Here is a 26,268-nt window from a genome sequence, read left to right on the forward strand (position 1 = left end):
CGATTCCACTTGAGTCAGTAGCGATGCCGTAACCTATAGGCGTATAGGCGGGGTCAGGTATAATTTAGCGTTTTCTTAGCGGCTATACGCCGCCACAGGAAGCTCCCCACGTAAGCGCAAGGCGGTGCCAAGCGACGGGGTTTGCCGGCACCGCCCCCAATCGCACCGGTAACACGGGAAAAGCTAAGACTACTGCAAGGCTACAACCGCATTTGCGCCCTCGGATAGGGAAGCGAGACGAGCAACGCCACATGGGGAAATTGCCGAGTACGACAGACCACAACGCGCCAGTGCTAGTGGATCAGGTCGCGCAAGTTATATGGAGCAGTGATGAAACCGATGAGCCCCTATTACGGGAGAGCTTGCGGTCCTGGGCTGCGGTGCAGGTTCCCAACCGACTGCGGACGGCCGGGCTCGTCGCCGCATCGTTGTTCGTGCTGCTTACGATCGCGGTCGCCTTCATTCCCTGGACACAAACCATCACGGCGCACGGCCAGCTCTCAGCCTATTCCCCTTTCGATCGACCGCAGGACATTCACGCCAAAATCACCGGCCGAATCAAGCAATGGCACGTCTTGGAGGGCGAAGAGGTCAGCCGCGGAGCCCTGATCGTCGAACTCGAAGATGTGGACCCCAAGTTCATGGCGCCCGAACTCTTAGAATTGCTGCGGCAATCCAAAGAGGCCCTCGCCCAAACCAGAGAGGCCGCAATAGATCGGGCGGAGCAATTGTCGCAACGCATCGAAGAGATGAAGAAACTCTCTCAAGCGGCAGTTCCCTCGGCAAAGGCCCGCGTCCTGGAAGCAGAGAACAAAATCCAAGCTGTCACCCAACAGATCGTCTCCGCCCGCATTGCCTACCAGACGGCTCAATTGAACGCCAAGCGCCATCTCCAGCTCGCCGAGAACGGCCTCGTGTCTCAGCGGGAACTCGAGGTTGCAGTTCAGACTCTGATCGCGACTCAGGCGAATCTCAAGGCGGCCCAAGCGGCCCGGGAACAGGCCAAACAGGCCAAACAGGCCCTCACCTTCGGGCGCGATCAAATCGGCGCCGACATGGCACAGCGTCTGCTGGACACAAAGGCCGCCCGCGCCGCCGCCCGGGCAGAAGCCGCGAGCGCGGCTGAAAAATTAGCTGGCATGAAACTGAGGCTATCTAATGCGGCTCAACGCAGACGCGCCGCCCGTGTGACAGCCCCCATCGACGGGACGGTCGTGCGCATGACCCATGTGGGAGCGGGGGAACTGGTCACCCCCGGGGAGAGGCTGGTCCGGATCAGTCCGCTGAGCCATAGCCGAGCCGTGGAGTTCCGAGCGAAAGGGTTGGACGCCCCCCTGCTCCGGCCGGGGCGCAAGGTGCGCCTGCTCTTTAAGGGAATGCCCGCCATCCCGATTCCAGGCTGGCCTGAGATCATGTCCGGGACTTTCGGCGGCGAGATTAAAGTCGTGGATCAGTTGGACGACGGCCGGGGACAATTCCGCTTTTGGGTAGTTCCTGACCCAAATGACCGACCGTGGCCGGATCAGCACCACGCGCGCCAAGGGATCCAGGTGATCGGATGGGTCATCCTGGATCGCGTCCCACTGTGGTACGAGCTGTGGCGGCGCTTCAATCTATTCCCCCCCGATTACCAACCCATGCTGCTCGAAACGGTCCTCCCCAAGGCCGGTCGAGGGGGAAAGTAGCGCCCGGAAGGGAGACACCGCATGATTAGACGCTCACAGGTTGCCTGTGTATTCATTATCTCCTTAGCGGCTGCGGGCCAGGCTCTCGGGGTTGATCTTATGATAGCGCCCTCGGATATACCCACCGCAGCGAAAACGCTCTCTCTGCGTGAGGTGTTTTCCCGAATCGATCACTCGCATCCGCTCCTTCAAGGCGCCGGTACCGAAAGGCTCATCGCCAAGGGCAAACTTCTGCGCGCGCTGGGCGCCTTTGAACCAACCTTGGTCAACGATATCGAAGTAGAGCGCTTCCTGTCAAAGAGCCGCGAAAGTACCCGCACCGCCGGCTTCAACGATACCTTTTTAGACGTGCGTCACCCCTCCGGCGTCCGGGCGATCGCCGGCATTCGACAATCGATCGGAGAGGCGACGATCCCGGATCTCGGTTTCAATGATGACCGGCAGCAGGTTCTGCTGGGCGCATTCATTCCCCTGCTCAGAGGATTCTTGATGAGTCCGGAAAACGCGGAATTGAAGCGCTCCCAGTTGGCGAAACCACGCGCCGAGGTGCAAATCGCCCAGACACGACAAGATCTCTTCTTCGGAGCGGCCACCCAATATTGGGATTGGGTGGCCGCCTGGAAGATAGTCCGGGTCCAGCAACGGATGCTGGCGGTGGCAAAGGATCGGCTGGAGGAGATCCGCCAGCGGGCCAAGGCCGGCGCCTCCGCGCCGCTGGACGTAACGGAGGCGGAACAGGAAGTGCAACGCCGCACAGAGAGCCTTATTGCCGCGCAACGCAAAGGCGAGCAGGAGAGCTTCAAACTCTCGCTATTCCTTTGGGAGGCAGATCAGCCCGCCGTACCGGCGGCGAAGCGTGTCCCTGGATTTCCCATGATCAGGCCATCCCCGTCTCAAACCACGGCGACCACCGACAAACAGAACGCCAAAACACACCGACCGGAGGTTCGGGCGGTCATGCTAGAAGCCAAACTCAACGATATTAATCTGAAGTTGGCAAAGAACAATTTGCTGCCGAAGCTCGACTTGGAAGCGGCGCCAGCCAGGAGCCCGGAAAAGTTCGTTCTGGGTCTAGGATATCGGTTCGGCGCGACATTGCAGGTCCCCTTTTTGCAACGCCGAGCACGCGGCGAACTCATGCAGGCCAACGCCAAGGCGGAACGTTTCGTGCTGATGTTGAAGTATCGCGAGGAGCAGGTAGCCATAGATATGGACAATGCGCTCTCGGCCTTAGCGAGAGCAAAGGAGCGAATCCAAGCCGCCACTCGATCCCTCCGGCTCGCGAGAGCCCTGCTCAAGGGCGAGCAGAAACGATTCGATTTAGGCGCGACGAACATTTTGTTCGTCAACTTGCGCGAGCGTAACGCAGTCGAGACCGAAACCCGGTTGATCCAGACGCGGGCGGATTATGAGAAAGCATGGGCATTCTACCGCTGGGCATCCGGCACTTGGGCGGTCGGCGCGAGCAATGTCGCCCAGAGTCCTTAACTAATTCACCTTTCCGTCTGCCGAGATAAAGAACCATGACTGCTCCGGATTTCGAGGGACAGCACGCAGAGCAACAGCACGACCTGTTGCGCCCGACTCTCACCCGCTTGCGGGCAATCCTGCTCCAGGAACGGCGCATCCTCATCTTCCTGATACTGTATGCGCTGGCAATCGGTTTTTTCTGGCTCATCATTCCCCTCACCGTCCAGGAACTGGTCAACACATTCGCATTCGCCATCCAACCGATCATGGTGGTGACCCTAGCCGCCATCATGGCGGCGGTGCTCCTGTTTGTCGGAGCGTTCCGGATCCTTCAATTCTATGCCGGCGAAATGCTCGAACGTCGGCTTTTCGTCAGAGTCGCCCTGGCGCTCGCATCATACCTTCTACGCTTCAGGCCGGACTCTTTCAGGCCGGAGCATGCCACCCGTTTCTTCGAAACGGTCCTCATGCAGCGCGCACTGTCCTCGCTGCTGGTCGATTTTATCAATGTCCTGGTCGGCGGCACCATTGGAATGGTGCTCCTAGTTTTCTACCATCCGGCTTTCCTCGTCTTCGATTTCTTCTTAATTGTAGCCGTGTTTGTCATTGCGTTCCTCGGCCGGGGTGGCCTCCGGGCAACTCTCGAGATGTCAGAAGCAAAATACGACGTATTTCACTGGTTTCAGGAGGTCACGAGCAATTTGCTCCATTTCAAGGCGACCCGCTGCGCGCCGCTCGTCCTTCGGAAGGCCGATATGCTGTCGGCATTCTACATTGACGCCAGGAAAGCTCGATTCAGAGTGTTGGTCCGGCAGTATGCGGGATCGTTGCTGCTGCAGGTGATGATTCACACCGGGCTGCTGACAATGGCCGGCTGGTTAGTCGCCATCGGCCAGTTGACGATAGGCCAACTCGTCGGAGCGGAAGTCATCATCGCAACCCTGATAGTCAGTCTCGAGTCCGTCGTCAAACGGACCTACGTTATATTCTATTTTTTCACAGCCCTGGTTGAGCTTGACCGACTCTTCTCACTTCCCAAAGATCGACAGCCAGTGGTGCGAATCGCATCCCAGCCCGTATCGTCCAGGCGCGGTCTCAAAGTGACCTGCCGCCGTGTCTCCCTCTCCCTCGACGGGGCTGCTTTGCTGCAGAACGCACACTTCGAGATCGGCGCCGGCGAAAAATGGGGCATCGTCTGCGAGAGCGAGACAGTATGTCATATGCTCTCCCGCGCCCTGGCGGGAATCGAGGTGCCGGCCGCTGGCGTCATTCGATATGATGAAGTCGATCTCCGCGATCTGGGTCCCGATACGGTGAACGCATCTCGAGGCCTCGTAGTCAACTGGCAGATTTCTCTGTTCGAAGGAACACTGGAAGACAACATCACCATGGGGCGAGAAGGCATCCTTGCGGAGGACATCTTGTGGGCCTTGCGACTCGTGAACTTGCTTGAAGACGTCGAACAATTGCCACATGGCCTTGGGACCCCGGTCGGATTGGGAGGCAAAAGCTTCACGCCTAGCCAGAAGCTGAGAATTCTCCTCGCCCGGGCCATCGTAACGCGTCCACCCCTCGTTATCCTGGGTGGCGCACTCGAGGAGATCTCCAGCAGGGTCCGCGAGGCGATTCTGCGGCACCTGTGCTCGCCGGATCAGCCGTGGTCAGTCCTGATTGTCACCACCCACCCCGAGATCAAGAAAATGTTGCAGTACTGCATCGAGGTGCGCTAGCAGGACCTGCTGTGGTGGGTACCGACCGCCCCCTTTAGCGCGCAGGCGCGGCGGCGAGGGATCCCCTCGCCGGCTCCAGCGTGAAATCGTTTTTGCTGCACAGTAGAAGATAGTGGCCGCATCAGGATATCGCCTTCGAGCAGTATCCAGGCGCTCAGAGCGCTGGGCAGGTAGGGGCCAAGGCAGCCGCGCAGTTGGGGATATCGAGGCCATGCCCATAGGCGAACACGGTCCAGATAAGGTATTCAGCGTGAAGGAGCCCGCCGCCCCACGAGTAAACCGATCCGAAGCCGAGAAACACCGGCAGGAATTAAAAGCGTATCCCCTCGAATTGCCGCACGAGGAGGAGAAAAGCAAGATGCGATCACGACTTCTAACAGCCGTGCTGATTCTGTTGTTTGTGCCGTCAGCCGTTTTCGCGACCTCGCCGATCGGGCTGTGGAAAACCATCGATGACGAATCCGGCGAAGCCAAATCCATCGTGGAAATCTACGAGCAGGACAGCACGCTCTATGGCCGCGTGATCGAGCTGCTGAATCCCCCGCCGGACAATCCCAATCCCGTTTGCGAGAAGTGCGAAGGCGATCGAAAAGACGAGCCTATCGAAGGCATGGTCATTCTCCACGGAATGAAGCCGGACGGCGACGCCTGGTCAGGCGGCGCGATCCTGGACCCAGAAAATGGCAAGACCTATCGCTGCAAGCTCTGGGTGGAGAACGGCAAGCTCAAGATCCGCGGCTACGTGACGTTCTTCTACCGTACGCAGGAGTGGTTGCCGGTGGAGCGGTAACGATCACCGCGGTGGGGTAAGCCCGTATCCGCACCGCCAAATCCCGTTTGTTCTGATGCTGCCCCGGCAATTCCCAGCCATGATAGTGGCCTCGAACCGACTCTGACTGGCTCCAAATCAGGTTCGGTTGGCTAGAGCAGCAAGTGGCCGAACGCACACCAACGCGGCGCACGCGGTAGGACGCGCCTGGTTACATGACGCGAACCGCCTTCCAGAAGTGGGATTTCCAGTAGCCACTGTCGAGCCGGCTCATCGTTACGCCGGAACTCGTGGAGGCGTGGATGAAACGCCCGCCCTCGATGTAGATGCCGACGTGGCGTTTGCCCCAGCCTGTGTGAAAGAACACCAGGTCACCGGGGTGCAGCCGGTTCACGCTGACCCGCGGGCCGGCGCGGGCCTGCCGCTCCGTGCTGCGGGGCAGATGGATGCCGAACCGCGAAAGGTAGGTCACATAGACAAAGCCGGAGCAGTCCGCACCCCGTTTGGAAGTACCGCCATACCGGTATTCGACTGCCCGCCATTCGGCAAGCTGGGTGTATAAGGCGCGGGCAATATCGCCGCCACCCGCCGGCATGCTCCCCGCCACCGCGGGCCGCTTCTCCGGGAGCTCTGCGCATCCCGCCAGGGCAAGTAGCAACGCGGCAGCGAACGCGAGCACGAACTCGAACCGGCACAATCGGTCTCCCGGGCCCTGTCGAGTCGGGTTCACGCCGTCGGTGTCGGTCCGTGGCTGACCGGACCGGGAATGCTCTGTGAAGCGCGGCGCGGGGTTGCCCATATCCCAAAGGATGAGCCGTGCCGGCGGGCTTCGCAACTGTGCGTGCCGCTACGCACCATTCCGTCTCAATGGCCCCTTGAACCGGGCCAAGCTGACGGTGCGGGAGTTCGAGAAAGGGAATCGCACCCATTATGCGTGGAGTTTGTGGAGATTGCAGGACCGAGCCTGTTGAAAGCGAGCCTGTTGAAAGCTCGCAACGGTAGGGGTGCCATCGGGCAACCTCCCTAGACATGATGTTTTGAGCTGCCCTCGTAGCGGAGCACGTGGTTGCGTGGGCCTCGATTCATGGCACCCGGCAATTTCAACAGATTGGCGGCCCGCCAGTGGGCGTGTGGCGGGAAGCCCGGCGATCGACCTCTGAACAAAAGGGCATCATCGAAGAAATTCGGCAATACACGGATGCACCAGTAAGAATATTTATTGTCAGGTTTTGTTTTAATACATTGTGCGCGATACCCACGTCACTATGTGCCACTCACTGCGAATCGAGTTCTCCGGTGCGCTCTATCATAGGATGGCGCGCAGCAATGCATGCGAGAAAGCCAGCCGCAACGCCGCAATCGAACAAGGTAAGTTTGAGGGCCATCGGGGAATACTTCGACTTGCGCTACGCCACGGCCAGCCGGATCGTCCGAGACGGAATATGGCAGAGCAAGATGTGACCCGAAAAATGGTTTCTCGCTTTAGCGGTTGTTATTGAATACCCGTAGACGGTAACCGCGGCGCACGCCGAGGGCATCGGACGGCCACGGTTGGGCCCACTGGAGTGGATCACGCGCACGCTGGCACCCTGATAGGGCTCGCTGTTGACCCGTTCCAGCGCGGCAGCCCGCTCGCCCTCGCCCAATTGCCGGGCTCCGAAACCGTCGCCGAGGCGCTGGCGCTTTTGTAATCGCAGATCGTGTTCCCTGGGCTTGCGAGCCCACGATAGCGGCAGCGCAATTCAGCCCAATCTACGGCCTCACCCCGTTGCCCCACAGCTCCACTAGCTCACCGTTGTCAAGCGTGGACATTACGCCATAATAGATCACAAAAACCTAGTCGGGCCGGCGACGGCAGCGTATCTCCACAGCTCCGCCGCGCCAGACCATAACGCCGGCGTGCAGATCGGCCTGCACGGCTCGCACGGACCCGATCCGCGCGACAGCGCAGCTAATGCCGCAGCAGATTGCCGAGTTCGAGGCCGATTCATGGTATTTCACCAGCCACACCCGCAAAAACCCTGGCGACAAGATCCACATCCAGGTGCTCTGCCACTGACCGCAGCCGCACGCCGATGAGCGGTGTCGCGATCGGGATCGACCTCGGCACCGGCGGCGCCCGGGCTGCACTTGTGGATCCCGATGCTTTGGTGCTGGCGACCGGGGCGGCGCCGATCGCGCCCACCCGGAACCGCGATCCCGGAGCCTGGTGGCACGCTGTTGCCCGAGCGCTTGCCGCGCTGCGCGGGCGGGCGAGCCTGGCCGCCGCGTGCGCGCTTGCGATCGACGGCACCTCGGGGACGGTGCTACCGGTTGATGCGGCGGGAAGACCGCTCGGCCCCGCCAGCCTCTACAACGATCCGGCCGATCCTGAGAACGTGGCATCTCTGGTGGACATCTTGCCGGCCACCAGTGCCGCGCACGGCGCCACCTCGCCGCTCGCCAAATTTCTGCACCTGCAGTATCTCCCTGGGCTCGCACGGATGCTGCACCAGGCGGACTGGATCGCCGGGCGGTTCACCGGCCAGTTCGATGCCACGGATGAGAACAACGCGCTCAAGACCGGCTATGACCCGGTTTCGCGACGCTGGCCCAACTTTCTTTCCCGGCTCAGCGCCGATCCGGCGCGGTTGCCTTCCGTGCACCCACCCGGAACGCCGCTCGGGACGATCCTACCCGATGTCGCCGATACGCTCGGCTTGCCGCGCCGAACCATTATTGCCGCCGGCACTACCGACGGCTGCGCCGCCTTCCTCGCCACCGGCGCGACCGAGATTGGTGAGGGGGTGACCTCGCTCGGCACCACGCTCACGCTGAAGCAGCTTTCCGATACGCCACTCTTTGCGCCGCAATTCGGCATCTACAGCCATCGGCTCGGCGATCGCTGGCTCGCGGGCGGCGCCTCGAACGTCGGCGGTGCTGTACTGGCGGCCCATTTCGAGCCGGCGGTGCTCGCGCGTCTCAGTGCGGCGATCGATCCAGCGGTCGAAAGCTCGCTCGATTATTACCCATTGCTGCGGCCAGGTGAGCGGTTTCCGATCGCCGATCCCGCGCTGGCACCGCGTGTAACCCCACGGCCGGATGATGACGCCGCGTTCCTGCATGGGCTGCTGGAAGGGATCGCGCGGGTGGAGGCGCTCGGCTACAACCGGCTGGCTGAACTCGGCGGCCCGCCGCTGGTCGCCGTGCGCAGCGTCGGCGGGGGCGCGCTTAATGCCACCTGGACGGTGATCCGAGCGCGGGTGCTGGGCGTTTCCATGCGACCCGCCGCCGCCGAGCAGGCGGCCGTGGGCGCCGCGCGCCTCGCGCTCGCTGCCCTCAGCTGAGGGGCGCCGTCAAAGCTTGCCAGCAAACGAGTGTATTTAGCGTCAGGTCTTGTTTCCCACACATTAAGCACGATCGCGGTGCGCTGTGCCATATGCTGGCGCGCAGCAATGTCTTTCAGGCAGCCAGCCGCAACTTGGTGTTGCAAATCAAGCACCTCTCGGTGCTCGTGAAGTCGTAGCAGTCCTTACCATCCGCCGCAACGCTATTACGCCGTCGCCTAGCGATCCGTGCTACCGATATAGGCTCAATCCCGCTCGGGATTGTCGTTCCGCGGCTTGTTCACGTGCTTTGCCACCGGTCACTTGGTCAGCACCCCGGCGCCAGGCGTACCGTCTTGCGGGGTGCGTTGGGATCATCCAGGTCAGGATAAAGCCACGCCTCCCTAGAACGAGCCAGGCGATGCGGGACAATAGCGACATGTCCGCCGCTTTGCATAAACGAACACTCGCTATCGCGCTACCAATGATCGTGTCCAACCTGTCAGTCCCGATGGTGGGCATGGTGGACACGGCGGTCGCCGGACATTTGCCGGATGTGGCCTATCTGGCCGCGGTCGCCGCGGGCACGACGATCTTCAACTTCCTGTTTCTGGGACTGAACTTCCTGCGTATGGGCACCACCGGGCTCACCGCCCAGGCGCACGGCCGGGGCAATTTCAGCGCGGCGCGCAGCGTGTTGGCGCAGGCGCTGCTACTGGCGCTGGGGCTGGCGACCGTGCTGCTGATCCTGCAATGGCCGCTGCGCGAACTGGCGGTGGTGCTGATGGCGCCTGGCGAGCAGGCTGCAGGCTACGTCCGCAACTATTTCACGGTGCGTATCTGGAGCGCACCGATGGTGCTGGCTAACTATGCCCTGATCGGCTGGTTTTTGGGCATGCAGACGGCGAAGGCCCCGCTGGCGATGATGCTCACCATCAACCTGGTCAACACCGGCCTGGATGTCGCGTTCGTTTATGGCCTGGGCATGCGTGTGGAAGGCATCGCGCTGGCCTCGGCGTGCGGCGAGACCGCTGGCCTGGTCGCGGGTTCGTGGCTGGCCTACCGCGTGCTGCGTGCCTATCCGGCAGCCTGGGAGGCGCGACGACTGCGTGACTTGCGCTCCTGGCTTGAGCTGATCACCGTCAACGGCAATATCCTGATTCGCACTCTGTGCCTGATGGTTTCGTTCGCGCTGTTCACGGCGCTGGGTGCGCGGCTGGGCGCGGTAGTGCTAGCGGCCAACGCTCTACTGCTGAATTTGCAAAACATGCTGTCCTATGGGCTGGATGGTTTTGCCCACGCCGCCGAGGCGATCGCGGGCCGCGCCTGGGGGCAGCGTGCGCTCGTGTCCTTCCGCGCCGCGGTCAACACCGTGCTGATCTGGTCGTTGGGCATCGCCGGTGGTTTTACCCTGCTCTACTGGCTGGCCGGGCGCGGACTGATCAACCTGCTGACCGATCTGCCCGACGTACGCGCCGCCGCCTACGCGTTTCTGCCGTGGATGGTGCTGTCGCCACTGGTGTCGGTCTGGTCGTTCGTCTACGACGGCGTGTTCATCGGCGCGACCTGGGCGCGCGAGATGCGTAACGCCATGCTCATCGCCACCTTTGGCGTGTTCGTGCCGCTGTCGATCTGGCTAATCAACCTATGGGGCAACCACGGATTATGGCTGGCGTTTCTAGCATTTTTGGGCGCGCGCGGTGTGGCTATGGCCGGCTGGTACCGGTGGCGCGTACAGCGGCCGGCGTCCGCATCCCCAGCAGGGAGCTCCACCGCCCGTGAAAACTTCAAAGCGGGAAATAAGGCGGGTGGATAAGCGAAGAGGCCGTGTCAGCTTGGGTCAGGTCGCCACGCGCGTCGGCGCCTCCGCCGCGACGCTACGGAGACGCCGAAGCGCGCCGCAAACTGCTCCTGTGTCATACCGAGGCGCCGGCGCAGCGCCATTACATCCACCGGTTCCGGCCGGTAGATGCGACCGTGCGTTTTGCTGCCCTTGGCATGGTCGATGGCCTCTTCCAGGCCGGTCTTGATGCTATCGAATCCGCTACCCATGTGAGATCACCTCTTGATCCAAGCCCGCACCTGCACCTGCACCTGCACCTGCACCTGCACCTGCACCTGCACCTGCACCTGCACCTGCACCTGCACCTGCACCTGCACCTGCACCTGCACCTGCACCTGCACCTGCTTGGACAGTTCGTTGCGCTCGGCCTTGCTCAGGTTGGCCTGCTCGTGCTTACCGAACAGGGTCAGCAGGTACAACGGCATCGCCTCGCTGCGGAAGTAGTAGATGACGCGGACCCCGCCACTCTTGCCTCGTCCGCCTCGGCGCCACCGGAGCTTACGCACCCCGCCGGTACCTTCCATCAGGTCACCCGCCCTCGGGTGCGCGGCGAGGTAGTCCATGACGTTCCGGCGCTTCTGATCGCTCAGCAGCTCTCCGCCCGGCGGATGAACTCCGGGACTTCGGCAATGGTTATCATAGACTTGGGGTCTAATCCAATGGATTAGTTCCACGCCAGACCGCATATTGTCAGATTCGGGTTCATGGGCACGACCGCTGACACCCGCCGCCACGCGAGAAATGCCGCAGCGAGTAGATAATCTGCTTTCCTCCCCAATGATGAGGAATCAGACCATGTATCCATATAGCAATGCCAAGCCGGCAGCACCGTGGAACAAGGGCAAAATCATTGGCCAGAAGCCGCCCCTGAAGGTGAGAGAGATCTGGGCGCTCCGCGTGCGCCTGCAACTGGCCCATCGGACTCGCGAGCTTGCGCTGTTCAACCTGGCCATCGACAGCAAACTCCGAGGCTGTGATCTGGTGCGACTCCGCGTCCGCGATGTGCAGCCCGGCACGCAGGTCGCTCGGCGGGCAATCGTGATGCAGTCGAAGACGCAACGGCCGGTGCAGTTCGAGCTGAGTGAGCAGACGCGCGAGGCCGCCAGCGCCGGGATCGCAGAAGCACACTTGAGCGCAGACCAATTCCTGTTCCCGAGTCGAATGACTCGCTCGCCTCACATCTCGACACGGCAGTATGCGAGACTCGTCGAGTCCTGGATGGCACAAATAGGGCTCGATCCGGCCGCATACGGCACACATTCGTTACGCCGCACCAAAGCGACCCTGATCTACCGCCGAACGCGGAACCTCCGAGCCGTTCAACTGTTGCTTGGCCACACGAAGCTGGAGAGCACAGTCCGGTATCTGGGAATCGAGGTTGATGACGCCCTCGAGATAGCTGAACAGACGGAAGTCTAGCCGTCGGAGCCGGTGAGGACCGTCCGTGCGATGGTCGCTCACCGACCCAATGCGGCCAAAGAAGAACTGGCGCTTTCACTCATGAGGAGAAGTTCACTCTGGCCACCGATCTGGTCGGAACCGCACACGAGCGGGCTTTCCCTCTCGGTATACCTATTGGCTAAACCAACCGGCCGAAAGCAGGTATAAAAACCCGCCGAAGCGGGTTTCCATTGGCTGCTTAGAGGAGAGTCTTACGACGCTTTACGAGTGATGCGACACTAGCCTGCACACGGTCGCGAGAGAGCGCGGTGTCGCCATTGGCGGGTTGGTGTTGTTTCGAGCCAAGTGCGATCCCGAATTCACGGCCGAAGATAAGCGTCCATTGACAAAATTGGTCCCTTTCATTACGCATGCGCTGGCCGCCGCGCCCGCCGGCGAGGTTCCGCTGGTGGACAGCGGATATGGGGGATTTATTATCGCCGATCTCAAAGGCAAGATACGCCGTCAGTCGGCGGAAGCGCGCCGGCTCCTGATTTTGAGCCACCCAACCGACGATCATGGCCGGAATCCGCAGCACTGAACTGGAATTGCCTGCCCCGGTCGTAGAGCTTTGTCGGCGCCTGGCTGCGGTTTTCAATGGGCGCGACGCCTGTGCTCCGCCCACCTATCATTACCGTAATTGCTTGGGCGGCTTCACCTTTCGAGCCTACGTTTTGAATCCGGATGGACTGCCGGAAACCACGCCGGAAGCTGTGCCGCTGGTCGGCATTCATATTCGTCATCAGGAGCCGCAAACGGTGCGTATTGTTCGTCGGCTGGGGGACATGCCAGGCTTGTCGCAACGTCAGATGCAGATCCGTCTGCTGCTGGCCACGGGCGTCCCCAATGCAATAATCGCCGGGCAGATGAACATGAGTTCGCACACGGTCGTCACCCACACCCGACGGCTCTACGAAAAGCTGGAAGTGCACAATCGCTTCGAGCTGGTCGCTAAATTAACGGCAGTGTGAGGCGCTGGTGCCGGTTGTGTCCGGTTGATTTCGGAGCCAAGACATTAGACAAAGTGCGAAAGATTCTGGACACTACCGCTTAAGGCGCGCGGCTTCGCTCAACTCGGTTTGTAGTTCTTCTTGCGACATATGTTTCACATCTGACCTGGTCGGGTAGAACCCAATTTTTTCAACGACCTTGTCGGACTACGGGTCAGTCGACAGGCGGCCATTTCACCGTTTCCCCCGGAATGATCTCGCCGTCCCAGCCAACCACTGGCACACCCCCGTCGCGCGAGTGTCGGCGAATTGCAGCGGCAAGGTTCGACGGACGATAGGGCGTATCCGGTGTGTTGTCGTGGACGACCGTCTTAGCCCATCGCTCTAGAGTCGAGACATGAATCCGCTCGTTTATGAACACCGATCCCTCGGGGGGAATATTGCGCCGGTCGAGACTGCGGAAGGTATCGCGAAACCAGTCGCCGATACCGGAGCCCTTCGGTATGCATTGGTTGACCAGTCGCTGGTATGGGAAGGCGACGCTGCCCTTGTACAAAGCAGTTCGGCTGTCGATGCCGTCGCCCCTGATATCGGGTTTGACGTGCTCGCGGATGTATTCCTCGTCGAACGCCAAGCCGGTGTTGGCGGCAACGCGCTTGATCATCCACTCCAGCGCGATGTCGGACAACCCCGCATCGGCATAGGAGCCGCCGATATTCGAGTGAACGCCGCAGAACCACACCTGCTCGACAGTTTGCCCCTCAACCGGTGCGTCATCCTCTTTGCGAACCCACAGCGTCGGCGCGAATGCACTGCGTTTCTCATCGATGGCAACGGCATGCAAAGCGACGTCGACTTTGCTGCTCAGCTGCACGTCGTGAAAGTAATACTTCTTCGCTAACCGCCGACCGAGGTCTCCGGGAATACCCAGTGATCCGACGGTGTCCCAGACACCGACGCAGCGGATACCCACATCCGGGCGACGATTAATGCCCAGCTCGTCGATCCTCTCGCGCTTTTGCGCCAAGCTCAGGTGTTCTTCGCGGTACACCTCGAGCACCCGCCCCAGGTTGCGGCCGAGCTCCAACGGTGAGAGCAGCCCGGCAAGGGCAATGAAACCCACTAAGCTCCGCGCCGTATACGCACCACGGGAGAACCCGAAAACGTAGATTTCGTCATCGGAGTCGACGTTGTTGGCCAGGAAACGGTATCCATTGACCAAATTGGCCGTCAGGCCCTTACCCGATGCGCCGCCAAGCAGGCGATCGACCGGACCGTCGGTTCCCACACCCTTCTCATAGAAACACGTCTGGCTGACCCCGCCCGCCTGATTGCACACGGCGCGCAGCAGCTTCACGACATTGGTCGGCTTCTCCCCAGAGTCCGGAGTGTTCCAAGTACCGTCGAAGCATACAAGAAATCGACGCAGAGCCATTATGCATACCTATGCGCTTAGCACCTAATATATGTATATTTTACGGCATTTCTAATATGAGCTTAGAGCAAAGGATGAGTGTAGAGGACCCGGATTAGCTCTGGTGCGAGTTCCCGACGACATTAAAGGAGTTCGAGCGACGCTTCCCGGATGAGGCGGCCTGCCGGAGTATCTTACCGAGCTCTTCGCTGGGGCGGCGTGCCCAGCTCGTCTACGATGCCAGAGCACGCGCCTCTCGGGGGTTAAGCTCATTTTTGGTGTATGAGGGGAAATAGAAGAGGTAGCGTATCCTGCTGACTGCTCACGACCAAGATCACAGTCAGCAGAGAGGGTGGATACGCCATGAGCGAGTCTACGGTGGGTGCTCCTTCACGACCAGAGACCGCGCTCACTGGTAAGAGGCTGCTCACAATCTTCTAATGAGCAGAACGAGGAACGTCAGATGGACGAACTGCAGACTGGTATTGAGCGTACGCTCGCAGTTCTTCCATAAGCGGCGGCATTTTTCCAGACAGCCGAAGGAGCGTTCCACGACCCAACGCTGGGGCAGCACGACAAAGGTGTGCGCTTCGTTGCGTTTGACCACCTGTACCGTCGCCTGAAGCTTCTTCTGTACGGCTTGCGCAAAAGGGCGCCCCGTGTAACCCCCATCCACCAATACGCTCTGAACCGACTGTAGATTCGATGCGCAGCGATCCATGGCCGCCAAGGCCCCTTTGCGGTCGGTCACATCGGCCGTGGTGATCCCGATGGCATGCGGCAACCCTTGGGTATCCACCGCAATAGGGCGCTTGATTCCCGAGACCTCCTTGCCCGCGTCATATCCCTTGTGTTCGGCGCTGTCCGTGTTCTTCACACTCTGTGCATTAACGATCAAAAAGCTCGTTGTGGCGCTACGCCCCTGTTTGGTACGGGCCGCGCCAACCTGATTTTTTTAACGCCTGCTCCAGCAGGCTGCCATCCTCTCCTCGCGGTTCGCTCCACTTGGCAAAGTAGAAATGAACCGTGCGTCACTTTGGAAACTCGCCTGGCAACATTCGCCACTGACAACCGCTTTTGAGTAGATACAGGATCGCGCAGAACACCTCGTAGAGATCCACCGTCCTCGATTTGGTGTGCTTGCGCGCACTCTCCAGTAAGGGTCTGATCTGTTCAAACTGCTCGCGCGTGATATCGCTTGAATATTGCTTCCTCATCCCCTCATTATCAGGAAAAGAGAGATTGTGAACAGGCTCTTAGGCTTACCCTGCAGAAAACGCAGCTTGTAGCCCCCGTGTGCGAGGTCGAGGTGTACGGGTGCGCCGTTAGCATCGTCGCTGCCTACGCGTACAGAGGTAACCTGGCGGCCTAGCGTGATGCGGCGCTGAGGGAGCTTGAACGCCGAAATCAGCTACTGCCGTCGCGGCCAGATGCAGCGCCTGGTTCGGCGGACTCGCTACTCAGCCGCGGCCCACGGACGCCATCGAGGCTCAGAGGGCCGTTCCCGTCGCCCCGGCGGATGACGCTGAACGATCCGTCCGTCTCCAGGACGACGGCTTCGGCTTCATTCAAGGACGCAAGCCCGGCCGACCGGATCGCCGCCCGCACCTCGTCTTCGGCTACCCGCCCCCGCCGGAGGGCTGCGGGTAGAAACTCGCCGCGGTAAAGCAGCATAAGCGGTTCCCCCGTGACCCATTGCCGCACCCAACGCGCCCGGACGCTGGTCCATGTGACGGCGAACTGAAGCCCGATAAGCAGAGCAAGGGCCAGTATCCCGTCGGCCAGGGAGACGTCCTTGCTCAGCAGCACAGTGGCCAGAGTCGAGCCGAGGGCGACCGTCACAACCAAGTCAAAGGCGTTCATCTTGGAGAGCGTCCGATTGCCCGAGATCCGCAGCAAAACCACGAGCGAGACGTAGGCCAGCACCCCAACGACCAACGTCCGGATGAGGCTCTCCGAGCCGCTATATAGCATGTCTTCCAAGTTATCCCTCCGCCGCCGAACGGTGATTAGGTGGAAGTCTTCGATATTAAACCATTGTGACTTCCTCGTAACTTCGCAGTGTTACCGTTGACGCCCCGTCTAATCTAGCTCTGCCTCCACCGCCTGAGCGATCAGATCCCGCGCGCCTCGGCGCAGCAGCGCATGGAGCGGCGCCGTGATCTCGGTCTCTGGTTGCGAAAGAGCGCGCAGCGTAGGCTCGCTCACGGCGTATCCATCCTCTGCTGACTGAACAATAAGAACAATAAGAACAATAAGAACAATAAGAACAATAAGGTAGAGTAGAGAACAGGCTCTCGCCTGCCCTCCCTCATCAAACCGTGCATGCGATTTTCCCGCACACGGCTTTCCGATGTTCTTCATGCCGAGGCATGCGCCGTTTTCCAGCCGGCTTCCATGGGAGGTTTGTATAGCCCGTAGCGCTCATACAGGTCTCGGCGCGGGAATTTGACCAGCCCCGCCATTCGATTCCTGACTTTGTAGCGCTTCCGCAAGTGGGTACGCAGCCGTTCTTCCGCGTGGTATCTGACCTTGCTCATCCTGTCGGAGGAGTTCCGGTAGTGGAAGTAGTTCGCCCAGCCTCTCAGGCTGCGGTTCACGTTCGCCACCACGTCCCCCAGCGGAATGCAGGTCAGCTCCCGTTTTGTCAGTTCCGTCAGTTGCACCGTAATCTTCTTCACGGCCTTGTCCGACGGACGGACGTTCGGATACGGTTTGCCCGACTTCGCCCCCCGACTCATCTGGATCGTGAGACCCAGGAAGTCGAAGCTCGCTTCGTTGGCGTCCACGATGTGGGTCTTAGCCTCGTTGAGGCTGAGGTCCAGCCGTTCCAGTACGTGGCGCACCACCTTCAGCGGTTCTTCCACACCCTTCTTGCACAGCACCACGAAATCGTCCGCATAGCGGACGAGGTGCGCACCTAGTTTCTCGCGCAGGCGATGCCGTTGCCACAGCCGGTCCAGGATATGCAGGTAGGCGTTGGCCAGCAGCGGCGTTTTGACACCCTGAACGCAAAAGGTAACTTTGGTCGGGGATCGTCACATTGCCATTGGAGGGTGGCGGTTGGGTGCTGGCCGAAGGCGTAGTTGGTTGCGCCGGGATCGAGTGGCGGATGGTGATAGTATCATCATCAACCAAGACCTCCTTAACCAGCAAGCGGACGATTCTCTGGCGGTCACTGATTTCCAAAGTCTCTGCCGATTCCCGCAGTCGCTGGAGGAAAGCGGTCAATGTTTCGGCCAAACGCAGGAACGACATGCGGTCGGCGGCCTGACTGAAGATTGCCTGCAGCTCGGATTTCAATCCCTGTTCGCGGGCCCGCAGTTCGGGCATGCGGCCTCGCAGTTCGTCCAAAGACACGAGGTCTTCCTGGTAGGCGGTCACCAGGCGGTCCATGCTTTTGCTCAGGCGCGTGAGGTCGCGTTCGACAGCGTCCTGGCGTTTCTTCGTCGGTTCACTCGCACGGGCCGCATCCAGGCGGCGGTCAAGCTCGGCGTTGATGAGCCCCGGATCGGCGATCAGCCGCATCACCTCCTGCCACACGATGTGGTCGAGCAGGTCCTGGCGGATCGGGCGACTGTCGCACACGGATCCGCCGAGATGACGCCAGCCATCCGAACCCAGGCAGCGGTAATAGTGGATTTTGCGTGCACTCGTGCGGGTCGACGCGCGGTAGAGCGCGTAGCCGCATTTGCGGCACGAGACCAAGCCCTGCACAAGGCTGGGCTCGATGGTCCGGCGCGGTGCGAAACGCTTGTTGTCGGCCAAGCGCTCGGCCGCCAAAGCGAAGGTTTCCTCGCTGACAAGGGCGGGGACCGGCACTTCGATCCATTCCTCGCGCGGCCGCTCATGTGCGCTGGTCTTCACCATGGACCGACCGACCCGACAGACGGAATGGCTTGGTCACCTTTTGCCTCGGCCCGACCTGTGTCTTGTTGAAGCAGGCGGTGCCCTTATAGGCGGGATTGCGCAACATCCCCCACACGACCGAACGCTCCCAACGGGTCACTCGCCGGCGAGTCGGAGGGCCCATCTCCCGCAACAGCCGGGCGATGGCGCCCATGCTCACACCGTCTACGGTGTATTTCTCACACACCAGCCGCACGACTGCCGCCTCGGCGGCATCCATCTCCTAACGCGCCAGCGTTTCGGGCATCTTGCGAATGTAGCGATAGCCGTAGGGCGCCCCGCCGAGCACGGAGATCTCGCCCGATTTGGCGCGCTGACGCTTGCCACGGCGGGAGCGTTCGAGAATCTGGGCGCGTTCGTACTCGGCGATCATCCCTTGGAATTGCAGCATGAGCTGATCTTCGGGCGTGGCGGAATGCGGCGCCTTGATGAAGATGGCTTCGACACCATGGCGGGCGAACTCTTCGGTCAGCAGAACCTGATAGGCATACTTTCTGCTCAGCCGATCCGGCGAGTGGATGAGCACTGCTTGGATTTGGCCCTCGGCCGCGAGGTCGCGCAGCCGCTCCAAGCCGGGCCGCAGCAGGCTGGCGCCGCTGAAACCTTCGTCCTCGATTATCCATTCATCGGGTACGGTGAACCCCTGCTCGCGGGCGAACTCGATCAATGCCGCGGTTTGGCTGGCGATCGTGTTCGCTCCCTTCTGTTGGTCGGAGGATACCCGGGCATAAATCGCGGCGATCTTCATCGCTCCCCTCCCTTACGCACGGTCCCACACCGGCGACACGGACCCGCTCCGGTACCAAAATCCCATAGACCTGTTCCAGTTTGACGGCGAGGAGACGGTCAAACGCATGCTCGAGACGGACGCTGCGATCACTGGCGCCGCGCCGGTCAGCCATTGCCGCCGGCTTCGTCGAGAAACGCGCGCAGCGCCCGACTGACCATGTCGCTGATCGTCGTCTCCTCGGCCGCAGCCCGCGTTCGAATCGCGTCGACCAAACTGGGCGGAAGCTTGAACGTCACGGCCGTCGTTGGCTCGGTCACTGGCACCGGCCGGCCGATTGCCTGGGCCGCCTCGATGTAGCGATAGGCCTGACGTCGGGACAGCGTGAATTGGCGCGACAACAACACGGCAGCCTCCGCCACCTTCAGCCCACGCGCGAGCAACCCATAGGCCGCATTGAGACGTTGCGCCTTCTGCGTATCGGTCGATCGCGACATATGACATACGTATATTACCTCCTGAGACGCAAATCAAGCACAGAACGGGAACGGTCGAGCGGGATTGTCCGATCGAAGCCGAAGTTACCCTTTGCGTTCAGGGCGTGCTAACGCCGCCTTGCGGCGTCCCTCGGCTGCTACCTTGGCCGCCACCTACCGCCTTACGGGTTCCGCTTTCATCTTCGCCGATGACCGGAGCTTTGAGCCATTGCTTGATCAGGGCGAGAATGCCCCCATCGACAATGCGCTCGGCCACTACGACCAACAACTTGGCGTGCGGGATGCTGTCAAAACATCTCGACAGGTCGGCATCGATGACTTGAGTGTGGCCGGCCCAAAGCGTATTGGCGATGTCGTCCACGGCATCGTGGGCCGATTTCCTGGGCCGGAATCCGTACGAGTTCGGACAGAAGCCGGCTTCGAAGATCGGTTCGATGACGAGTTTCACCGCCATCTGCACCACCCGGTCGCGGATCGTCGGTATCCCCAGCGGCCGTAGACTGCCGTCCGCCTTGGGGATCATCACGCGCCGTACCGGTTGGGCTCGGTAGTTCTTCGCTTGCAGATCACGGGCCAATTCCCGCAATAGCCTGTCTACCCCTTCTCCGTGCTCGATGGCCCCGAAGCCGATCCCGTCGATGCCGGGACTGCCTCCGTTGGACCGGACAAGTCGCCAGGCATGACTGAGGATGTCTTCCCGGCTGACTTTGTCGTAAAGCGCATAGAAACGGTAGGCCGGTTCTCGCTTGGCCTTGGCATAGAGCTTCCTCTGGAGCGTCCTGATCGTAGCCGGGGTGGCTAGCATTTCCGCAATCCCCTGATCCTCCGCCCTTCGGTTGCATGAACAAAGCAGGGTCCCTTCCCTCGGCGGGGGTTGTGTTGTCCCTTCGCCTCGAACGGTACTTCGAACCCCTCCGATTTCCATTTCGGGCCGAAGCGCTTTCGTTTCCTTATACGCATCGGTCGGTGGCCTCCCCACCCCCCGAAATGGATCTCCAGCACTGGACAGCAAATCTTCGAGAACATGCCGACCCTGCTACCCCCGGAGTCGATGGCCGCTACTTCCGTTGTTCCGGCGTCCATCCAGCGGCCTTCCCCTTCTGTCCACAGGGTCGGCTTCTCCAGTTCGTTTACGAGGCTACTCATGGGTTCACTTGCGTTACGGCCTGCTCTCTTGCTGTGCGGAAACTTACGACCCCGCGTTACCGCGACGCCGCTTCCTCATGCTACCGGGGCGTACGGACAACTCCCCGGACGGGACTTTAACCCGCTAGACTTACTGTTGTTACTGCGTACGGACAGACCACGATTCAGTCTGTTAATCTCCGTCGAGAAACCGTGGTCTGTCCCTTATTGTCCCTTATTATTCCGCGCTGCGCGACCTAGGGCTGATTCGGGAGACTGAGTGGCGCACGCTCACTCGTGCGGTGCTCGCCGATACCGCCCTCATGGGCCGGGTGCGCAAGCGCTACGCACCCCTTGGGCTCAGCGAGGATAAGCTCACCGAGGAGGCGGTGGCCGAACTGCACGCCGACTGGGCGGGCGCGGTGAGGCGAGAGGGTTTGTGCGCCGGGCCTTTGAGCGCATCCGCGATTTCCTGCGCGCACTCGGTAATGCGCTGCGCGGGCGCGGCTTCCACACCGCCGATAGCGTCTTCCGCGCAATCGAGCGTGGCGAGGTGGGCGCCCGGCAGCCGCGCGATGCGCAAGGGCGGTTTGTAAGCCCACAGGCGGCTGGTAGCGCCATTGACCCGGCTGATCCTCGGGTTCGATTCCAGACTTCCGAAATAGCCGATGTCCTTGAATCAGCGAGTCGAACTGGCAATCTGCAACGAAAGGCCACGCTTGGGGCTGTGTCCGATTGGCTTGTTGGCGTTGCCAAGGAAAAGGCTGGGTTGGATCTGGCTGGCTTTGTTCACATCATAGACACCTCGGCAGTTCGCCATATCCGCAAGGTCCACGGCGATGCGGCCCGAGAAGAACCTCGCGGTCAAGTGGCCGTCACGGATGAGGATCTGCTGCGCTTGCCGGAGTTGCTGTCTAGCCCGGATACAGTGATCTTCGGCACGAAGAATCGCCTTGGCCGCGATCAAGTGATCTATGTCAAGCGGCAAAAAGACGGTTCGACGTTATACCTTGAGGAGGTTAGAACAGGCCGGAAAAATCTGGCGGCGCAGTCGATGAGGAAGTATCCCGCCACGATGAATGCCGCCAGCATTTTGGAGACCCTCGATCCCAACGCCCGAAGCGATGGCGGGAATACCGTTACTATAGTGCCGGTGCCTGCGGATGCCAACCGCTTCTCCGTAATGGCGCGCCACGCCAACCCCGACATCCGCTACGCGCTGCGCGAGGATGTGACCGACCCGACCGCCCGTGGCGGCGCGCAGGCCCGTCAGCGCGCGGCGAGCCGCTGGTACGACGCCCAGCCGCTCGACCAGGCGATGCGCCTGCCCTTCCACGTCTTCGGCGGGATCAACGAGCGCAACGAATGGATTTGGGGGGCGAGGCTCCACGAGAAGTCCGCGCGCATCATCACCGAGGCGAAGTTCGATGCGGACGGGCGCTTTGCCTGGATCAACCCCACCCTTGAGCGGCGCTTACCCCAGTGGCAGAGCTCTTTTTGCGGCTGATGTTGCGCAACAATCGCAGCTGGACGCGGCCCGCGGGACGGGAGAAACTGGCCGAGGCGTTACGCTTTTACACACAAACCGCCGCAACGGCACAGCCGGGGGCCGATCTGCTTGGCGAGACGGCACCGGCGCCCGAGCGCATCCTAGAGCTTGCGAGGCAACGACAGCATGGCGACGAAGAAGAGCAGCAAGACCTCCTTGCGCAACCCGCTCGCCGCACTCGCGGCGACCCACGACCACATGGCCAAGAGCGAGCCGAACGCGCTGAACCGGATGGATCACAAGCGCGCGGCGAAGAAGGCGCGGGAGCTCGCGAGGGCGCAGCCCAAGCCGAAGGGCTAGATTCCGGCCCGCTCTGGTGGGCGGGCTCAGCAGCCGACTGGAGGGACAGCGGTGCATCTCTGGGCAAGCCCCCATCGTTCTGAGGCCGAAAACCTAAGCGCAGCGGCTGATATCCTGGCGTTCGGTTGCCGTATGGCCGGAACCCACTGGTAACCCGAGCATGGTGCATCAGGGGCGCGGTTTCCTGATGGGGCCTTACTCCGGCCTGCAGTGGGTTCCGCGACCGATATAGCGCCAGGACGGTTGACGGGCCAAGCTGTAACAGGCTGTGTTGACGAACGAGTCGGGTCACGAGGCGTTACGGTCAGCCGGTTTCGCCGCCGCGTAATGCAGCGGTGCGCGGGGCCGCCCGGATGCTGCCATCATCGGTATAGCTCTTGATCAGCCTTGAGGAAAGCATGTCGGCAAAGCGTTTGACGGCGGAGCATAAGGCTTTTTTGGTTCAAGCGTTGGCGCAGTTCGAAACACCCAAAGAAGCGGCCGCAGCGCTCAAGGGCGAATACGGCGCTGCGATTTCTCCACAGGGCGCTGAGGTTTACGATCCAACTAAGCGCGCCGGCAGGCAGCTGAGTCAGCGCTGGTGCGAGCTGTTCTACGAAACGCGGCGGCGTTTCCTGAAGCGCCTAGAGGACATACCGGAAGCGCACAAAGCTGTGCGTATCCGGCGGCTTGCCCATGCCTCACGGGTGTATAAGGCCCGCGGCAACTACCGCCATATGGCCGACATGCTCGAGCGGATCGCCAAGGAGGTCGGTGACGTATACTCAAATCGTCGCGAGCTCACCGGCAAGAGCGGCGGGCCGATGCGCATGGACTACAGCCATCTGACCGACGAACAGCCCAATGCCAGGATCGCCCAGCTCCTCGGGGTCACCGGGTTGACCGTGCTGGGTGAAAAGGAGGGACGGAGCGCTAGCCCAAGTTTAACGTCCCCAAAAATAACTTCGCGATACTCAGAGAGTTAAGATCGGCCGCGGCGGCGAGTGGCACTACATTACGTTCATTTTATAAATCAGCGGGCTCACACGATTGTTTTCTGCACGCCGCCCGGGGCGGGATCGGCCCCGAGGGCCTGATAGATTCGCGCCTGATCGGGCTCGGCGCGGGTGGCCTTGCGCACGTGCAGGGTGCGGCCATCGCCGCGGTTGAACGTGGCGGTGACCCGGCACTGGCCGGCGAGGGTATCGCGTAGCGTGCTCCAACGCTCGCAGATGCCGTGGGCGGCGAGGCAGTGGCGGATGAGCTGGACGAACTGATAGGCGAGCACGGTGATGAACAGGTGCCCCTCGGCACGCTCTTCCTTGTGATGGAAGATCGGGCGCAGGCCGAGCTCCGATTTCAGGCTTCGGAAGACCGCCTCAAGGTCGGTGAGCATGATGTAGGTGCGCCACATTGTCTTCTCGTCCCAGCCGGTCTCGTTGCTGCGCAGGCAATAGACGCCCGGCTCGGTGACCAGAGAGCCTTTCACGGGCAGGCGCTGCCAGTGGATCGCACGGGCGCGCTCGCCGCTGTCACCGGCGATCACTTCAATGTGGTAGTGCTGGCCGAGGCCGCGGCTTTTCTCCTTGAGCCGCCCGATGCGCTCCCAGAGCTTGTCGATGCGCTTGGTGGTGCCCCGCCGGCTGAGTCCGGTCGCAAGCTTGTCGAGCCCAGCCTCGAAGCGGTCCATCAGGCGCCCGGCGATCGCTTGCTCCTTGCGCACGCGGCCCTCGGAGCGACAATACAGGCGCACCTCCTGGCCATCGGCCGAGGGCACTTTGAGTAGCTCCACGGCCTGCCCGCCGGCGTTGTCGAGGGTGATGGCCTCTTTAAAATCGACCGCGCGGCGGCGCTCGCGGCTGACCACCAGATAGCGGTAGCCCTGCTCGGCCAGCCAGGCGAGGTTGGCCTCGGTGGCCACCCCGCGGTCCATGACCACAAGCGCGCCGGCGGGCGCCGCGAGGCCGGTGAGCATCCCCTGGAGGGTCTGCGCCTCGGCCGCATTGCCAGCGAAGACCCGCGAGCGGCGCACAAAGCCGCAGCATCGAGCACCAGCGCCAGGGTGAGCAGCGGGCAGTCGCTGCGCCGCTCCTTGGAGTGGCCGTGGCGCGCGGCCGGATTGACCGGTGCCTCGCCCTCGAAGTAAGTGTTGGTCAGATCGTAGAGCGTGATTGTCGGGGCGAGCGCGAACAGATCGCTCACCCGGGCGAACAGATGCCCTTCGAGGGCCGCGCGGTGGCGCAGCAGGATATCGGAGGTACGGTAGAGCTGCATCGGGCTCATCGCCTCGAAGTCCACCTCCAGCAGCTCGCCGAGGCCGCTGCGCCGGGCGAGCCACTGATACGTCGCCCGCTCCGAGCCCGGGGCGGCCATGCGGGCAACGATCAGCCCCAGCGCCGCCGCACGTTGCGGGCCGGTCAGCCCCAGCGCTTGGAGCTGCTCCTCCAAGCCCGCCTGGCGCAGCGCCCACAGGGCGAGCTGCTCGACGCCCACCGAGCGCGGGCGCACCAGTGAGAGCGAGTCCACGTCCACCGACTGCACGTCACCCCCACCGCCGGGTACACCGCCAGCATCGGCCGGTGCCGGCGTACCGCCCTGCTCGGCGAGCAGCCGCGCCGCAATACGCTCGGCCTGGCGCTCGACGGCGAGCGGGAGGCCCTTCCCCTCCTCGTCGAACAGCGCCGCCTGGCCGCTGAGCCGTTGCTCGATGCGCGCACACAACGCCGACCAGTGTGCCTGCGCCACTGGGAAGTGCCGCCCCAGGTTCAACAGGGTGCGCTGGCGGACCTTACCGGCGCGCTGCTCGGAGCGCACCAGACGATACGTGACATACGACTCGCCGGTGGCCGTGCTGCGGGTCTGGGTGCGGCGGATGAACATGCCCGCGAGGCTAGCGTGGGCGGGCGCTCCGCACAAGGGATAACAATAAATATTATGGCACCACATCCAGCGCGCCACCCTCGCCACTATACGAATCAATAACTTCTCTTCGCATACACGCCCAAATCAGCCCGAAATCAGGCAGAGAGCGTTAAAGATGGGCTAGCAGCCGCCACAATTGAGGAGTCGCGGATTAGGAGCCTCTTTGCGGTGAAGCATGACCGCCTAGCATGCAGCTAGCAGCAGCACGATCCTTGGCAGCGCTGATCGCGGAAGCCGGGCGGAACGTGGCGAACGGGATCGAGCGTCAAGCTGCATACTATCACCCGGCTATGGGCTAACTCTCGCCAATTTTCGCCACCGCTCGCCAGATGTTCGCCACGCCGAAAGCCAAGCGTAGCAACCGTTTTCGCCGGATTCGCCGCTTTCGCCAAGCCACGGCGCTCATATCGCATGTGGAGCTTACTGGTCAGGCAGGACGGAGCCGAACAACACCTGTTGATAATGTTGGTGTGGGTGGCGGCCACTCGGTTCGTTTGCGGTTACGCCTCTACATAGGCTCTACATGAAAAATTATACTGAGTAATACGTTGCAGTAAGCCACTGTTTTTATGGTGGGCCCGGTAGGACTCGAACCTACGACCAAGGGATTATGAGTCCCCTGCTCTAACCAACTGAGCTACAGGCCCGGTGAGG

General features: G+C 61.6%; 23 protein-coding genes, 1 tRNA gene and 3 pseudogenes. 11 read left to right on the top strand and 16 right to left on the bottom strand.

Annotated elements, in window-relative coordinates:
- Window positions 1–251 precede the first annotated feature (251 nt).
- The 4 genes from NB231_RS08680 to NB231_RS08695 all read left to right on the top strand — a co-directional run bounded on the left by NB231_RS08680 (window position 252) and on the right by NB231_RS08695 (window position 5,675).
- On the top strand, window positions 252–1,685 hold the full coding sequence (locus NB231_RS08680; RefSeq protein ID WP_005001725.1) for an HlyD family secretion protein: 1,434 nt from the start codon (window positions 252–254) through the stop codon (window positions 1,683–1,685).
- A gap of 21 nt (window positions 1,686–1,706) precedes the next feature.
- Window positions 1,707–3,173 carry a TolC family protein gene (locus NB231_RS08685; protein ID WP_198007267.1) on the top strand — a complete coding sequence of 489 codons (1,467 nt, stop codon included), beginning with the start codon at window positions 1,707–1,709 and terminating at the stop codon, window positions 3,171–3,173.
- Between the two features lie 35 nt (window positions 3,174–3,208).
- The gene (locus NB231_RS08690; RefSeq protein WP_005001730.1) at window positions 3,209–4,885 is read left to right on the top strand and encodes an ATP-binding cassette domain-containing protein; all 1,677 of its coding nucleotides are present in this window, start codon (window positions 3,209–3,211) and stop codon (window positions 4,883–4,885) included.
- Window positions 4,886–5,135: 250 nt separating this feature from the next.
- Complete coding sequence (locus NB231_RS08695; protein WP_232210427.1) at window positions 5,136–5,675, top strand: DUF2147 domain-containing protein; 540 nt, start codon at window positions 5,136–5,138, stop codon at window positions 5,673–5,675.
- A gap of 190 nt (window positions 5,676–5,865) precedes the next feature.
- Here the strand turns inward: NB231_RS08695 and NB231_RS08700 are convergent, their stop codons facing one another.
- Complete coding sequence (locus NB231_RS08700) at window positions 5,866–6,489, bottom strand: NlpC/P60 family protein (protein WP_198007268.1); 624 nt, start codon at window positions 6,487–6,489, stop codon at window positions 5,866–5,868.
- A 1,240-nt stretch (window positions 6,490–7,729) separates the two neighbouring features.
- On the opposite strand from NB231_RS08700, the gene NB231_RS08705 reads away from it, so the two are divergent.
- Window positions 7,730–8,980, top strand: a complete 1,251-nt coding sequence (locus NB231_RS08705) for an FGGY-family carbohydrate kinase (protein ID WP_005001744.1) — start codon at window positions 7,730–7,732, stop codon at window positions 8,978–8,980.
- Window positions 8,981–9,380: 400 nt separating this feature from the next.
- Window positions 9,381–10,775, top strand: coding sequence for an MATE family efflux transporter (locus tag NB231_RS08710; RefSeq protein WP_040662094.1), 1,395 nt, complete (start codon window positions 9,381–9,383; stop codon window positions 10,773–10,775).
- A gap of 14 nt (window positions 10,776–10,789) precedes the next feature.
- Here NB231_RS08710 and NB231_RS08715 read toward each other — a convergent pair whose 3' ends face one another.
- Together NB231_RS08715 and NB231_RS08720 are read right to left on the bottom strand one after the other, a co-directional pair.
- The gene (locus NB231_RS08715; RefSeq protein WP_005001748.1) at window positions 10,790–11,011 is read right to left on the bottom strand and encodes a helix-turn-helix domain-containing protein; all 222 of its coding nucleotides are present in this window, start codon (window positions 11,009–11,011) and stop codon (window positions 10,790–10,792) included.
- 6 nt (window positions 11,012–11,017) lie between these two features.
- Entirely contained in the window at window positions 11,018–11,476 is a 459-nt protein-coding gene (locus NB231_RS08720; RefSeq protein ID WP_232210428.1) for a type II toxin-antitoxin system RelE/ParE family toxin, read from the bottom strand.
- 121 nt (window positions 11,477–11,597) lie between these two features.
- On the opposite strand from NB231_RS08720, the gene NB231_RS08725 reads away from it, so the two are divergent.
- On the top strand, window positions 11,598–12,221 hold the full coding sequence (locus NB231_RS08725; protein ID WP_005001753.1) for a tyrosine-type recombinase/integrase: 624 nt from the start codon (window positions 11,598–11,600) through the stop codon (window positions 12,219–12,221).
- A 220-nt stretch (window positions 12,222–12,441) separates the two neighbouring features.
- Here NB231_RS08725 and NB231_RS18520 read toward each other — a convergent pair whose 3' ends face one another.
- On the bottom strand, window positions 12,442–12,762 hold the full coding sequence (locus NB231_RS18520) for a hypothetical protein (RefSeq protein ID WP_156776955.1): 321 nt from the start codon (window positions 12,760–12,762) through the stop codon (window positions 12,442–12,444).
- Between NB231_RS18520 and NB231_RS08735 the strand changes: the two genes are divergently transcribed.
- Window positions 12,761–13,213 (top strand): response regulator transcription factor, encoded by a 453-nt coding sequence (locus NB231_RS08735; RefSeq protein ID WP_005001757.1) that lies wholly within the window; start codon window positions 12,761–12,763, stop codon window positions 13,211–13,213. The genes NB231_RS18520 and NB231_RS08735 overlap by 2 nt on opposite strands.
- A 193-nt stretch (window positions 13,214–13,406) precedes the next feature.
- Here NB231_RS08735 and NB231_RS08740 read toward each other — a convergent pair whose 3' ends face one another.
- From NB231_RS08740 to NB231_RS08775, 10 genes and pseudogenes are all read right to left on the bottom strand, one after another.
- Window positions 13,407–14,627 carry a DUF2235 domain-containing protein gene (locus tag NB231_RS08740; protein ID WP_005001758.1) on the bottom strand — a complete coding sequence of 407 codons (1,221 nt, stop codon included), beginning with the start codon at window positions 14,625–14,627 and terminating at the stop codon, window positions 13,407–13,409.
- Between the two features lie 406 nt (window positions 14,628–15,033).
- Window positions 15,034–15,823 (bottom strand): annotated as a pseudogene (locus NB231_RS17650) (IS5 family transposase).
- A gap of 190 nt (window positions 15,824–16,013) precedes the next feature.
- Window positions 16,014–16,580, bottom strand: a complete 567-nt coding sequence (locus tag NB231_RS08755; protein ID WP_005001764.1) for a DUF421 domain-containing protein — start codon at window positions 16,578–16,580, stop codon at window positions 16,014–16,016.
- Between the two features lie 108 nt (window positions 16,581–16,688).
- A complete protein-coding gene (locus NB231_RS20030; protein ID WP_005001767.1) occupies window positions 16,689–16,814 on the bottom strand; it encodes a hypothetical protein in 126 nt (41 codons plus the stop codon).
- Between the two features lie 152 nt (window positions 16,815–16,966).
- On the bottom strand, window positions 16,967–17,596 hold the full coding sequence (locus NB231_RS08760; RefSeq protein ID WP_156776956.1) for a group II intron maturase-specific domain-containing protein: 630 nt from the start codon (window positions 17,594–17,596) through the stop codon (window positions 16,967–16,969).
- Between the two features lie 598 nt (window positions 17,597–18,194).
- Window positions 18,195–18,476, bottom strand: a pseudogene (locus NB231_RS19555) (recombinase family protein); the annotation flags it as partial.
- On the bottom strand, window positions 18,454–18,735 hold the full coding sequence (locus tag NB231_RS19560; RefSeq protein WP_005001780.1) for a recombinase family protein: 282 nt from the start codon (window positions 18,733–18,735) through the stop codon (window positions 18,454–18,456). The pseudogene NB231_RS19555 and the gene NB231_RS19560, both read right to left, overlap by 23 nt.
- Before the next feature lie 3 nt (window positions 18,736–18,738).
- Complete coding sequence (locus NB231_RS19565; protein ID WP_005001782.1) at window positions 18,739–19,263, bottom strand: recombinase family protein; 525 nt, start codon at window positions 19,261–19,263, stop codon at window positions 18,739–18,741.
- A gap of 146 nt (window positions 19,264–19,409) precedes the next feature.
- Window positions 19,410–19,739 (bottom strand): ribbon-helix-helix protein, CopG family, encoded by a 330-nt coding sequence (locus NB231_RS08770; protein ID WP_005001121.1) that lies wholly within the window; start codon window positions 19,737–19,739, stop codon window positions 19,410–19,412.
- Window positions 19,740–19,836: 97 nt separating this feature from the next.
- Window positions 19,837–20,544, bottom strand: a complete 708-nt coding sequence (locus NB231_RS08775; protein WP_005001785.1) for a reverse transcriptase domain-containing protein — start codon at window positions 20,542–20,544, stop codon at window positions 19,837–19,839.
- Between the two features lie 759 nt (window positions 20,545–21,303).
- Here NB231_RS08775 and NB231_RS08780 point away from each other — a divergent pair.
- The 3 genes from NB231_RS08780 to NB231_RS08790 all read left to right on the top strand — a co-directional run bounded on the left by NB231_RS08780 (window position 21,304) and on the right by NB231_RS08790 (window position 23,678).
- Window positions 21,304–22,371: a PBECR3 domain-containing polyvalent protein gene (locus NB231_RS08780; protein WP_005001789.1), complete on the top strand. Its 1,068-nt coding sequence runs from the start codon at window positions 21,304–21,306 to the stop codon at window positions 22,369–22,371.
- A 168-nt stretch (window positions 22,372–22,539) separates the two neighbouring features.
- Complete coding sequence (locus NB231_RS18530; RefSeq protein WP_156776957.1) at window positions 22,540–22,713, top strand: hypothetical protein; 174 nt, start codon at window positions 22,540–22,542, stop codon at window positions 22,711–22,713.
- 398 nt (window positions 22,714–23,111) lie between these two features.
- Entirely contained in the window at window positions 23,112–23,678 is a 567-nt protein-coding gene (locus NB231_RS08790) for a DUF2280 domain-containing protein (protein ID WP_005001793.1), read from the top strand.
- Window positions 23,679–23,734: 56 nt separating this feature from the next.
- Here the strand turns inward: NB231_RS08790 and NB231_RS20435 are convergent.
- Both NB231_RS20435 and NB231_RS08800 read right to left on the bottom strand, forming a co-directional pair.
- Window positions 23,735–25,572: pseudogene (locus tag NB231_RS20435) on the bottom strand (IS1634 family transposase).
- Window positions 25,573–26,184: 612 nt separating this feature from the next.
- A tRNA-Ile gene (locus NB231_RS08800) sits at window positions 26,185–26,261 on the bottom strand.
- Between the last annotated feature and the right edge of the window lie 7 nt (window positions 26,262–26,268).

Source organism: Nitrococcus mobilis Nb-231 (assembly GCF_000153205.1).
Taxonomy (GTDB): Bacteria; Pseudomonadota; Gammaproteobacteria; order Nitrococcales; family Nitrococcaceae; genus Nitrococcus; species Nitrococcus mobilis.

Excerpts from the sequence above, each read along its gene's own strand:
- NB231_RS08680 (WP_005001725.1), top strand. The coding sequence starts at position 252 with ATGGGGAAATTGCCGAGTACGACAGACCACAACGCGCCAGTGCTAGTG.
- NB231_RS08685 (WP_198007267.1), top strand. The coding sequence starts at position 1,707 with ATGATTAGACGCTCACAGGTTGCCTGTGTATTCATTATCTCCTTAGCG.
- NB231_RS08690 (WP_005001730.1), top strand. The coding sequence starts at position 3,209 with ATGACTGCTCCGGATTTCGAGGGACAGCACGCAGAGCAACAGCACGAC.
- NB231_RS08705 (WP_005001744.1), top strand. The coding sequence starts at position 7,730 with ATGAGCGGTGTCGCGATCGGGATCGACCTCGGCACCGGCGGCGCCCGG.
- NB231_RS08710 (WP_040662094.1), top strand. The coding sequence starts at position 9,381 with ATGCGGGACAATAGCGACATGTCCGCCGCTTTGCATAAACGAACACTC.
- NB231_RS08715 (WP_005001748.1), bottom strand. The coding sequence starts at position 11,011 with ATGGGTAGCGGATTCGATAGCATCAAGACCGGCCTGGAAGAGGCCATC.
- NB231_RS08725 (WP_005001753.1), top strand. The coding sequence starts at position 11,598 with ATGTATCCATATAGCAATGCCAAGCCGGCAGCACCGTGGAACAAGGGC.
- NB231_RS08735 (WP_005001757.1), top strand. The coding sequence starts at position 12,761 with ATGGCCGGAATCCGCAGCACTGAACTGGAATTGCCTGCCCCGGTCGTA.
- NB231_RS18520 (WP_156776955.1), bottom strand. The coding sequence starts at position 12,762 with ATGATCGTCGGTTGGGTGGCTCAAAATCAGGAGCCGGCGCGCTTCCGC.
- NB231_RS08740 (WP_005001758.1), bottom strand. The coding sequence starts at position 14,627 with ATGGCTCTGCGTCGATTTCTTGTATGCTTCGACGGTACTTGGAACACT.
- NB231_RS08755 (WP_005001764.1), bottom strand. The coding sequence starts at position 16,580 with ATGCTATATAGCGGCTCGGAGAGCCTCATCCGGACGTTGGTCGTTGGG.
- NB231_RS19560 (WP_005001780.1), bottom strand. The coding sequence starts at position 18,735 with ATGGATGCCGCCGAGGCGGCAGTCGTGCGGCTGGTGTGTGAGAAATAC.
- NB231_RS19565 (WP_005001782.1), bottom strand. The coding sequence starts at position 19,263 with ATGAAGATCGCCGCGATTTATGCCCGGGTATCCTCCGACCAACAGAAG.
- NB231_RS08770 (WP_005001121.1), bottom strand. The coding sequence starts at position 19,739 with ATGTCGCGATCGACCGATACGCAGAAGGCGCAACGTCTCAATGCGGCC.
- NB231_RS08775 (WP_005001785.1), bottom strand. The coding sequence starts at position 20,544 with ATGCTAGCCACCCCGGCTACGATCAGGACGCTCCAGAGGAAGCTCTAT.
- NB231_RS18530 (WP_156776957.1), top strand. The coding sequence starts at position 22,540 with ATGGCGACGAAGAAGAGCAGCAAGACCTCCTTGCGCAACCCGCTCGCC.
- NB231_RS08790 (WP_005001793.1), top strand. The coding sequence starts at position 23,112 with ATGTCGGCAAAGCGTTTGACGGCGGAGCATAAGGCTTTTTTGGTTCAA.